The organism is Tissierellales bacterium, from assembly GCA_035301805.1.
Taxonomy (GTDB): Bacteria; Bacillota; Clostridia; order Tissierellales; family DATGTQ01; genus DATGTQ01.
In genome coordinates this window covers 1-11,875 of the sequence record DATGTQ010000281.1, presented here as the reverse complement: position 1 = coordinate 11,875, position 11,875 = coordinate 1, and the positions used below count along the sequence as shown (strand labels likewise).

At 30.6% G+C, this 11,875-nt stretch carries 11 protein-coding genes; all 11 read left to right on the top strand.

Annotation, left to right across the window (positions count from 1 at the left end):
* Positions 1 to 276 (top strand): spore germination protein (locus VK071_13840; GenBank protein ID HLR36396.1); only part of this gene is annotated, 276 nt, incomplete at its 5' end.
* Between the two features lie 9 nt (positions 277 to 285).
* On the top strand, positions 286 to 1,380 hold the full coding sequence (locus VK071_13835) for an endospore germination permease (protein ID HLR36395.1): 1,095 nt from the start codon (positions 286 to 288) through the stop codon (positions 1,378 to 1,380).
* Positions 1,377 to 2,510: a Ger(x)C family spore germination protein gene (locus tag VK071_13830; protein HLR36394.1), complete on the top strand. Its 1,134-nt coding sequence runs from the start codon at positions 1,377 to 1,379 to the stop codon at positions 2,508 to 2,510. Before VK071_13835 ends, VK071_13830 begins: the two co-directional genes overlap by 4 nt.
* Before the next feature lie 63 nt (positions 2,511 to 2,573).
* Positions 2,574 to 3,314 carry a stage II sporulation protein R gene (gene spoIIR / locus VK071_13825; protein ID HLR36393.1) on the top strand — a complete coding sequence of 247 codons (741 nt, stop codon included), beginning with the start codon at positions 2,574 to 2,576 and terminating at the stop codon, positions 3,312 to 3,314.
* 123 nt (positions 3,315 to 3,437) lie between these two features.
* Positions 3,438 to 4,157 carry a spore cortex-lytic enzyme gene (sleB, locus tag VK071_13820; GenBank protein ID HLR36392.1) on the top strand — a complete coding sequence of 240 codons (720 nt, stop codon included), beginning with the start codon at positions 3,438 to 3,440 and terminating at the stop codon, positions 4,155 to 4,157.
* Between the two features lie 12 nt (positions 4,158 to 4,169).
* The gene (ypeB, locus tag VK071_13815; protein HLR36391.1) at positions 4,170 to 5,540 is read left to right on the top strand and encodes a germination protein YpeB; all 1,371 of its coding nucleotides are present in this window, start codon (positions 4,170 to 4,172) and stop codon (positions 5,538 to 5,540) included.
* A 464-nt stretch (positions 5,541 to 6,004) separates the two neighbouring features.
* Positions 6,005 to 6,928 (top strand): ACP S-malonyltransferase, encoded by a 924-nt coding sequence (locus VK071_13810; GenBank protein ID HLR36390.1) that lies wholly within the window; start codon positions 6,005 to 6,007, stop codon positions 6,926 to 6,928.
* A 10-nt stretch (positions 6,929 to 6,938) separates the two neighbouring features.
* A complete protein-coding gene (locus tag VK071_13805) occupies positions 6,939 to 7,829 on the top strand; it encodes a hypothetical protein (GenBank protein ID HLR36389.1) in 891 nt (296 codons plus the stop codon).
* 61 nt (positions 7,830 to 7,890) lie between these two features.
* Complete coding sequence (locus VK071_13800; protein HLR36388.1) at positions 7,891 to 10,356, top strand: FtsX-like permease family protein; 2,466 nt, start codon at positions 7,891 to 7,893, stop codon at positions 10,354 to 10,356.
* 14 nt (positions 10,357 to 10,370) lie between these two features.
* Positions 10,371 to 11,063: an ABC transporter ATP-binding protein gene (locus tag VK071_13795; GenBank protein HLR36387.1), complete on the top strand. Its 693-nt coding sequence runs from the start codon at positions 10,371 to 10,373 to the stop codon at positions 11,061 to 11,063.
* Between the two features lie 3 nt (positions 11,064 to 11,066).
* The coding region (locus tag VK071_13790) for an aldehyde ferredoxin oxidoreductase N-terminal domain-containing protein (GenBank protein ID HLR36386.1) at positions 11,067 to 11,875 on the top strand (809 nt) is incomplete at its 3' end.

Here is an 11,875-nt window from a genome sequence, read left to right as displayed (position 1 = left end):
CCAAGTTATGATTTGGCTACAGGATTAAGATTATATAGATTTATTCTAATGGCTTGTGCTGGGATTTTAGGCCTTTACGGGATAATGCTTGGATTTTTAGTTATGTTAACTCATCTTGTGAAATTAAATAGTTTTGGCATTCCTTTTACATCTCCTTATTCTGGATTAGGTTTGGAAGAAGGAGACCTAAAGGATACAATTATAAAAGCTCCTATACAGACTTTAAAGAAAAGACCAGCTTTTACTTTTCCTAAAAATAAGAGAAGACTTAGATAAGGTGATGGTATGAAAGGAAAAAGCAAAGTATCAAATAGGCAAATTAAGGCTCTAATTGTTTCTGTTGTTATTGGAATAGGGATACTTTCTTTGCCAAGTGACTTAGCAGAAATTGTAGAAAATGGAGGATGGTTTAGTATTATTTTAGGGGGGATTTTAACTATTCCTATTATAATGATATTTAATAGTCTAAACCTAATGTATCCAGGAAAAATATATTTTGAATTTGGAAAAGAAATCGTTCCACCCTTTATATTCAACATAATGTCTTTTATTTTTCTTGTATATCTAGTAGGTATCTTAACTTTTTCGGTGCGAATATTTGGGGCAGTAATAAAAGTATTCTTATTGGAAACCACACCTATAGGAATTATAATAATTACTATGCTTTGGGTCACTTCCTATTTAGGAAGAAGTAAAATAGTGGATATAAGTCGTATGGCTCTTATAATCTACCCCATAATACTAGTTACAGCAGTTGGAGTAGTTATATTTTCAATACCAGGAACGGATTTTTCCAACATACATCCTTTAGCAAATATAAAGTTGAAACCTATGCTGAGAAGTATTCCAATTGCATTTTTTGCTTATGGAGGTTATGAGATTGGGCTTATAGCTATGGGGAATGTAGAAAAGCCTGAAGAAAGTTTAAAATATAGTATATATGCCATAGTAGATATACTAATAATTTATTTATTATTCTTTTTCATTACTTTATCTCAGTTTGGAATAAATGAATTAAAAAGACAAATATGGCCCTCTTTAGTATTAACAAGAGAAATAGGTTTTCCTGGGCTCTTTATTGAAAACTTAGATGGAATAGTAATGGCAATATGGGTTGTGGTAATATTTGGGACTATGGGACCTGCTTTTCATGTCTCAGGAATAATTCTATCCAATTTGTTTAATACTAAAAAACATGATTATTTTGTCACCGCTTTAATTCCTATTGTATATATAATTTCTATTTTGCCTCAAAACTTAAGAGATGTATATAAATATATGGGTAAATTTGTAAACATAACAGGAGTCATATCTGCAGTTATTTTCCCAATTATTTTATTTGTTATAAATAAAGTGAAAAATAGGAGAGAAAAATTATGAGCAAAAAATCACTTTTTATTTTGTTCTTGATTTGTTTAAGTATCATATTAGTAGGTTGTTGGGACATGGAAGAAATAAATCAAAGAATATTTGTAAGTAGTATAGGTATAGATTTTAATGAAGAAGGCAAAGAAGGAGAAGGGAATTATATAGTTACCTATGTTTATCCTAATATATATGCTTTGGGTAAGGAGCCGACTCAAAAAGAAGAACGTTTTGTAGTTTCTACAGTATCTCAAACTTTATTTGATTCTAGTAGACATTTGGCTACGAGGATAGATAAACCTTTCTATTTTAAGCATTTAAAAGTAATCGTTATAGGAGAGGAATTTTTAAAACATGAGGATTTAGTTAAGCAGGTTTTAGATGGGTTAAATAGAGATTCAAGAATTAATAGAAATGTAAAAATAGCAGTAACAGATGGTACTGCAAAAGAGATATTAGAAATAAAACCAAAACAGGAACCTATAACTGGAGCATATTTAAATGATGTTATTGAAAATAATTCCCAGTCCTCTAGGTTTACTCCCCAAACTTTAACTAGGCTAACGAAAGAGTTTGATATTAGTGATGTAACTTTAGCTCCAAAAGTAAAGAAAGTAAAAGATGACCTTGTAATTTCGGGAGCAGCAATACTGAGAGACTATAAACTAATAGGTTGGATTGGAGAAGAGGAAAATAGAACTTTAGCAATGATGAAGAGTAAAGTAAAAACTGAATTAATAGATGTTTCTGTAGAAGACTTTACGGTATCTTATGTTATTACGGGAGTAAAAGCTAAAAATGATGTTTCATTAGAGGATGAGAAAATAAAAGCGAGTTTTGATATACATACAGAAGGATATATTCAACAGTATACCTTTGAAGGAGGAAAAAACACTTTTCAGGATGATTTTATTGAAAAGGTAGAAAGGGAAGTAGAAAAAAAATTAAAAGAAGAAGCAGAAAAGCTAGTTCATCATATGCAAACTTATCATAAGGCAGATATTTTTGGTATAGGTGAATATTTAAGTAAGCATCATCCAAAGGTTTGGGAAGATGTGGGTAAAGACTGGGATGAAATTTTTGTTACTGTAGATTTTGAAATTAATGTTACATCAAAAGTAAGAAGGACAGGAGTTACTAAATAGGAATAAAAAAACAAAATATTGTCAATACTTATTAATACTAGAAAAATATAAAGGAGTGAAAATATGAAACATAAAAAATTAATACTCTTATTGTCCGCATTTATAATAAGTATTGCATTTTTAATTCATCCTTATGTAAAAGAGAAAAAGGCCCACGAAAATACTTTTAAAGAACAGATTATTAGATTTCATATAAAGGCTAACAGCGATGATGAAGAAGATCAAGCCCTAAAATTACGAATTAGAGATGAAATACTAGATCAAATAGGGGACAAATTTGAGACTTCCCATTCCATTAAAGAATCTAGGAAAATTATTTTAGAAAACTTAGATAATATTAAAGAAATTGCAGAAGAAGAAATAAAAAAAGAAGGAAAAGACTATGAAGTAGCTGTTAGCTTAGAAAGGGATCAATTTCCAACAAGAAGTTATGGGGATATGGTATTTCCATCAGGTGACTATGAAGCTTTAAAACTAACTATAGGAGAAGGAAAAGGGAAAAATTGGTGGTGCGTTATGTTTCCACCTTTATGTTTCATAGATATTACTCACGGAGTACCAGCTAATATAGAGGAAGATACGGAAAGGATAATTCATGAAGAAGAATTTGAAGAAAAGTCTAAAATAGAATCGGAAGAAAAAGTGGAAGAGACAGAAGAGACGGATGCTATAGAAACCATAGGGGTTCCAGAGCCAGTAGAGTTAAAAAGGGAGGAAGAAGAAAATACTATAAAATTAAAATCTAAAGTAGTAGAAATGTTTGAAAAGACAAAGGATCATTTAGTGGAAATGACTGTTGAATAAAGGGAGAGTTTTCTCTCCTTTTTTTATTTTTGACTATTATAAAAAACAAAATTATAGTCTTATGTATAAAAATTGATATATTACAAAAAATATAGAAAATACTTTTTTAGAAGGAGGAATACATTGAAAAAGACTTTTTTAATAACTAGTGTATTTGTGTTAATTTTTCTTTCGATATTTATGTTTTATGAACCTAAACAATTTCCGATAGAGACTATTTCAAATTATGAAATGCTTTTGGGACCTAGGGCATTGTACTGGGGTTCTAGAGGTCAAGATGTAAAAAATGTTCAGTGGAAACTACGAAACTGGAAGTATTATGAAGGAAATGTAGATGGAGTCTATGGAGCCAGAACTTATAGAGCAGTTATTAGATTCCAAAAGAAGAATGGATTAAAGGTAGATGGAGTAGTTGGACCTGGTACTGCTGCAGCTATGGGTTTACAACTAACTTCTCAAGCTCAAGGTACTTCTAATTCAGGTATAAATAGAAGTGGTGATGAATGGTTAATGGCAAGATGTATTCATGCAGAAGCTAGAGGAGAACCTTATATAGGTCAAGTAGCAGTAGGGGCTGTAATATTAAATAGGGTAAAGAGTCCTTCTTTTCCCAATACTATAGCAGGGGTAATTTACCAACCCTTAGCATTTACAGCTGTAGCTGATGGACAAATGAATCTACCTCCTAACAAAGACTCATTAAAAGCTGCTCGAGATGCCCTAAATGGATGGGATCCAACTTATGGAACTTTATATTATTGGAATCCAGCTACTGCTACTAGTAAATGGATTTGGTCTAGAAAAGTAACTTTGAAAATTGGTAAACATTGGTTTGGACTATAAGGAGGAAAGAAAATGAAGAGAAGAGAATGGATTATACCATCAATATTAGGTTTAGTTCTAGTAATATCCCTTGTGTGGGGCTATAATGAAAATGTAGCAAAAAATGAATATAGGACCTCCTTAACTAATCATTATCAAAGACTGTATTTTGATACTAGAAAACATGTGGAGAATGTTCAAGTGTCCCTATCTAAAGCATTATTATCTCAGTCAAGGGAACAAAATGTTTTATTACTATCTCAAATAATGAACGAGGCCTATTTTGCTCAGGATAAATTAGCTCAAATACCAGTATCACAGTCAGATATAAGTAAGACTCAAAAATTTTTAACTCAAGCGGCAGATTATAGTTATTCTCTTATACAAAGCCATTTAAATGGAAAAGATCTTACAAACAAACAAAGAGAAAATTTAATTAATTTACAGAAAAATTCTGCAGCTTTTAACTCTGAATTTGCAAAATTACAAGATAAAATTGCAGAAAATGATTTTGCAGGAAAAAGAACTAGTACTAGACAACAGAGAAAAATAGATGAAGCAAATCAAAAGACTTTTCAAACTAGTATTATAAACTTAGAAAAAACTATGGGTAAAACTCCTACATTAATATATGATGGGCCTTTTTCAGAACAGGTAATGAACAAAAAGCCTAAAGGATTGGGAGATAAAAAAATAACTTCTAAACAAGGAGAAAAAACAGCTACAAAGTTCTTAGGCTATAAAAAGGTTTCAAAAATAGAACCTTTTGAGGAAGGAGAAGATATAGATACTACAGCAAAAATCCCATCCTATACCTATAAGATTACTCCAGAAAATACTACAAAAGATAGAGCTTCTTATATAGGAGTCTCTAAAACTGGAGGAAAAGTAGTATGGATGGCAAATGCAAGGTCTGTAGGGAAAAATAAATTAAATATGGAACAAGGGCAAGATAGGGCTTTAAAATTTCTAGAAGAAAAAGGTTATAAAAATATGGAACCTAATTACTCTTTAAGATATGACAATATAGGTATTTATAACTTTGCTTACAAAGAAGATAAAGTTACTATCTACCCAGACCTTGTTAAGGTAAAGGTGGCTCTAGATAATGGTGAGATAGTAGGTTTTGATGCTGCTACCTATTTAGTTAACCATCAGGATAGGACTATACCTGCTAAAGTTAAGCTTACAGAAGATGAAGCTAGAAAAAAAGTAAAGGTAGACTTTGATATTGATTCCATTAGATTGGCTATGATACCGAAAGGCAAGGGAGAGGTTCTATGTTATGAGTTTAAAGGAAAATATAAAGACTCCGATTTTATAGTATATATAAATGCTGAAAATGGAAATGAAGAAGAAATACTTCAAATTATAAAAGATGAAAATGGAGTATTAACATTTTAAATAAATGGAGCTGCGGTGAAATAGCAAGTTTTAATCCCTTAAGCTCAAGATAGAGCAGATCTGCTTAGGAGCTAACTTCTATTTAGAAGTGAATTCCTAAGCATTCTTTATTTTCTTAAAAAAGCAAAGAGAGTTTCATCTTAATTTTCCAGATTAATTAAGTAGAAAACAAAATTAAAAATGCCTTTATCCTAAATTAGTGTATTAAGTTTAATCTTCTATATTATATTCGTTTCTAGTAGTATTTCCAACCAGACATTAATACATTACAAAATTGTAATAACCTCATGACAAGGTATGACAAAATTTTATCATTAACACATGCTATACTATTAAAAATAGAATTTTCTTTTAAACAGCATTCAATTTACTGAATATTCAAGAAATTGACCATGAGGGTTATTAGCTATTAATATGGATTGGATTGAAGTTTTCAAAATATATACATAGGGGAAGTGAATTTTATGAAACTTGGAGTTTTTTTTTCAGGGCAAGGTTCTCAAAAACCAGGAATGTTTAAAGAACTTTATGACAAATATAGTGAAATAAGGGAAGCATTTAAGGTTGCAAAAAATATTACGGGGAAAGATATTGCAGAGATTTGCTTCTATGGTACTCAAGGGGAATTAAATGATACATTAAATACTCAGCCATGTGTCCTAACGTGCGATATAGCTGCATATAAGTTGTTAGAGAAGTATGGTATTGTACCTTATGGAGTAGCAGGATTTTCACTTGGAGAATTTGCTGCGTTGCATGCTGCAGGCTGTCTTGGTTTAGAAGATGTTTTTAGAATTATTCAAGTAAGAGCAGAGGCTATGAGCAATGCAGTTCCAAATGGAGAAGGGGCTATGGCAGCTGTAAGTATGGATAGGTTTGATAAGATATATGAGATTATTGGTGATTATTTAAATAAAAAAATTTGGGTTTCTAATGTGAATACTAATGGACAATTGGTACTTTCTGGGTATAGGTATGAAATAAATGAAGTTCAAAAGGAATTTGATAAGAGAGGAATACTGTTTTATATTCTTCCTGTAAGTGGAGCATTTCACTGTGAGCTTATGAAACCAGCCTATGATGAATTAAAAGTACTATTGGATGAAATTGAATTTTCCAACGCCAAGGTTCCAGTTTTTTCAAACTATGATGGAAAGCCAGAAATAAATGGACAAGTTTTGAAAGAAAAGGCTTTATTGCAGATGACCCATACTGTTCTATGGAAAGATACAATGTTAAACATGCATGATTATGGAATAAATGTTTATATAGAATGTGGTCCAGGAAAGACAATGAGCAATTTTTTAAAGAGAATGAATTTAGATGCAGTTACTCTTAGAATTAATGGCTCTAAGACATTAAAGAGAACATTAGAATTTGTAGCGTAAGAGTGGTAAAATGGATAAAATTGACAGGGTAACGTTAATATTTGAAGGTATAGGCGGAAACAAAATTGATGAAAGTAAAGTTAACAAGGATGGAAGAATTAATCTAGAATATTATAAAGAATTGCTTTCAGTTGGATATGCTTATATTAATAAATTTAGTCATAAATACTGGTATACTTCTGAAGAAGAATTGAACACTATAAAAGCCTGGATAGAGAGATATATAATAGATTATTGTCTGTTTAAGTACATAGACAAGAAATACCAGTATGCTGAAGTTGCAGCATATAGTATAGGGTTAATCACATGTTTAGCATGTTTGAAGTCTATAAGCTTTGAGGAAGGGTTGAAATTAGTATGTGAATCATACTTTTATTCTAAAGGTTATAACAATGATGAAATGCTGATGCTTTTTGAAGTTGGTATAAATAAAGATAATGTAAATGAACTTATTGTAAACAATGGGCTAGAAGATAAGGTGTTTATTGCAGCAAATATCAGTGAAAGTTATGTTCTTCTTTCTGGTATAAAGAAGGAAGTTAAGAAGTTAGCTAAAATTGTAAGGGATAATGGTGCTTTAAAAGTATCTACAATTCCAGCGCCTACAGCCTTTCACACTGATTTGGCTAAACGTGGGATGGAGAGTTTTGAAAAATTAGTCTATTCCATGGATGTTAGAGATTCAAAAGTTCCGATTTGTTCAATGTATTCAAAGAAGTATATTTTGAAGGCAGAAGATTTAAAGAAAGAGTTGTGTATTAATATTTATAGAAAGATGGATGTGAATGGTTGTTTTAAAAAAATTATAGAAAATGATAAATTTAATTTTATAGAAGTTGGGCTACTTAAAGCAATAGAAAAAACCTGTAGGGAAATTGATAAAAGAATAGTATTTTTATGAGAAATAAAAAATATAGCTCAGTAACATAATATACAATTAATTGGTGGTAAGGAGTATAAAAATGAATATTATTAATAAGTATTTATTAAAAAGTATATTAGAAAAAAAAGGAAGGATGTTCCTACTAATACTATCTATAGCAATTAGTAGTGCCTTATTAATTGTTACTTTAACGGTAGTGGATTTAATGTCTGATCTATTCATTAAGCAGGCGAAGCAAAATTTTGGAGAATACAATATTGAGTTATATTCAGAGGATAGTAAAGTATTTGATTGGAACGATATTTCTATAGGTGAAGATAAGTATAAGAGATTAGGAATGTTGGAATCAGGTGGATATGTAGTGGAAGATAAGGATAAGGAATTTAAGGTATTAGGTGTTAATGGGGAAAAGTTCAAAGATTTCAGCCCTATGGTACCTTTACAAGGAAATGTCAATAGGTTTACAGGAAATAAAATCGCAATTTCTAAAAAAGTATTGGAAAGTTTAGATGTAAAACTAGGTGATAATATTGAACTTTTTATAGATGGACAGAACGCTAAATATGAGATAGTTGCTGTCTATGATACAGAAGGAGTTTTTGCTTATGATGGGGAGGAAAGATTTACAATAGTTGTACCAAAAGATACTCTTGTAGCTTATTCTGATGACAAAGATAATAATACATTAATGTACATAGAAGTTAAAGATGACAATATAAATTCTTGGGTTCAAGACTTTAATATAAAAAATGAAGATTCCAAAATAATAGCTAAAAGGACATATGATGAGGAAGCTATTCGAAGTCAAATGGAATGGATAAAAAATCCTATGATTTTCATGCTTATAATTACAATAATTATGGCTACATTTATAATATACTCTGCTTTTAAGCTGATTGTAAGTGAAAGGTTACCTATATTTGGTACATTCTTTAGTCAAGGGGCTAATTATTTGCATATACAGAATTTGTTACTTCGTGAAGGAATTATATATGGATTTCTTGGTGGATTGGTAGGCTTATTATTAGGAGTTCTATTATCAGGAGTTATTAGTAATTATTCAATATATGAATTTGATTTTGCAAGCTATGAGAAAGTTACTATAAAAGGGAAATATTTAGCGGTAAGTTTAGTTTTTTCGATATTGTTTTCAGCTATTGTTGCAGCTTTACCACTTTTTAAGATAAGGAAAAATTCGATAAAGGATATTATTTTAAATACGGTGGACACTAAAAAAACAAACAAGAGTAAAAACTTTATTATAGGGATAATATTTTTAATCTTTGTTGTTGTAATTAAGAATCTTCAGGAATATTTTGATTATGCACTTGCAATTCCTAATGTGATTTTGTATTTGATTGGAGCTGTACTAATTATATCTTCAGTTGTTAAGTTTATTTGCTATCCAATTTCAAAGATTCTAAGAGGAAAAAATACAAGTGGTATGCTTGCTTTCAACAACATGACAAGCCATAAGCCTATTATTAACAACATTACTTTAATAACTATAAGTATCTTATCTATTACTATTATTAGCACTATGAGTAATGCCATTGGAGATGTAATAAGTGGTAGCTATAGTCAGATGAATTTTGATTACTTATTAGTAGCTAGTCCTAGAAAATTAGATGAATTCTCAGAGAAACTATACAATCTATTTAACGAAGAAGATATCTATGAGATAACTGCTATACCAACTACTCTTGATGACAATGTTTTAAATCCTATAAACTTGTATGGAGTTCAAACAGAGAGGTATATAGATTTTGATGAATATATGTCTTTTGACAACAAAGATAAGCAATTAAAAGAGCTTGAGAGTGTTGAGAGTGGAATTATTATTTGTAAAAGAGTTTCAAAGAATTATGGCTTGAATAAGGAAGATGTTATTAATTTAACCTATAATAATAAAACTTATGAAATGGAAGTTACATCGGTCGTTGATCCTAAAATGTATGCTAGCGGAAATTATAACATTATATCACAAAAAGTAGCTAAGGAAATTTTTGGCATAGAGAATCCAACTCAGTATTTTGTTAATACAAATTTGTCAAAATCTAAACTTAAAAATGAATTTAAAAGTTTTGGAGTAGAGATTCTATCAAAAAGGGAGATAATAAAAGACACTGAAAAGGAAATGAAACAGTTTACTGATATTCTCTATATTTTTACTATTATTACTATAATAATGGGGGGAATTGGGATGGGAAGTAATATGTTCATAAGTTTCCTTCAGAGGAAAAGGGAATTAGCAGTACTCACATCTTTAGGTATGAATTTAGAGCATAGATCTATTTTATTAATGTATGAATCTTCAATTATGGCAGCCCTCGGAAGCCTGTTGGGACTTGTCTATGGTTGGCTTTCACTATTTTTAATTCAAGATGTGTTCATATTCTTAATGCTTGATTTAAACATGAAGTTTCCTACAAACCTATTATCTGTAGTTTTTGGAGTTACAATATTACTATCAATAATGAGCTCTGTACCGATTATTAATAAAAATAGAAAATTAGATATTGTTAAGGAGTTAAAGTATGAATAAAACTTAGGAGTGGTATGGTGGAGAAAGTATTAGAGGTTAGTAGATTGTATAAGAGTTTTACTGTAGGAAAAGGTACGTTGGAAGTGCTGAAAAATTTAAAATTTGAAGTTTATAATAAAGAATTTGTTTCAATCATGGGTCCCTCAGGATGCGGTAAGTCAACATTGTTATACTTAATGGGAGGACTGGACTCACCAAGTTCTGGAGATATTAAAATTTTTGGTCAAAATTACAATTCTTTAAGTGAGAAAGTGAAGAGTAAACTTAGAAGAACAAGATTAGGATTTATATTTCAATTTTATAACTTAATCCCAAACTTAAGTGTAGAAGATAATATTTTACTCCCGGTTTTAATAGATGGTAAAAAGCCAAAAGAATATGGCAATAGGCTTGATGAGATTTTAGACATAATAGGTATGGAAAAAAGGAGAAAATACACACCTAGAGAACTATCAGGGGGACAACAACAGAAGACTGCTATTGCAAGAGCTTTATTGATGGATCCTGATTTAATTTTAGCAGATGAACCTATAGGAAACTTAGATTCTAAATCAGGAAAAGACATAATGGATTTATTCCAAAGGATTAATGTTGAAATGGGAAAGACAATTGTACAGGTTACTCATTTTGAAGAAGCATCTTATTATGGTAGTAGGATAATCAGTATGAGAGATGGCACAATTGAATCAGATTGTGGGGTAACTTAAGATATGAATAATAAAATCATCTATGTAAATTTAACAAAACAAAAGATTAGAGAAAGACCCATTACAAAAGAAATCAGACGAAATTATATAGGTGCTATTGGGATTAACGTAATGTTATTAAATGAGTCTGATGCAATTTATCATGATTCTTTGTCTGAGGAAAATGTATTAATTTTGGGGGTAGGGCCTATTGTAGGAACTGGAATGATGGCAGGTAATAGATGTGTAGTGACTACAAAGAGTCCTATTACTGATATGTATGGAGACTCTAATGTAGGAGGACTTTTCCCAGTAAGGATGAAAGCTTTAGGAATAGATCACTTAGTTATTGAAGGAAGAACATCAAAACCAGTATATATTCTACTTAAAGAAGAAGGTAGTATAGAAATTTTAGATGCCACAGACTTGTGGGGGAAAGCTACGGACCAGACTACTGATATTTTAATAAAAAGACATGGTAAGAAAGCAGAAGTTGCTTGCATTGGGCAAGGTGGAGAAAACTTGGTTAGATACTCTAGTATAATTATGTCAAAAAATCATGCTGCAGGGAGAATGGGAACTGGATGCATTATGGGGAGTAAAAATTTAAAGGCTATAGTAGTAGAGAATAAAAAAATGGAAATGGATTATCATGATAAAGAAAGATTTAATGAAGTTAGGAAAAAATGGCTAGGGAAGTCAAGGAAATCACCAATATCACGTATAGGGGCTAGATATGGTACTTTATTTTTATTAGAGCTAAATAATAGATCAGGAGGACTGCCAGTAAGAAATTTTACAGCTTTAAAAGATTCTCAAGCCACAAATATGTA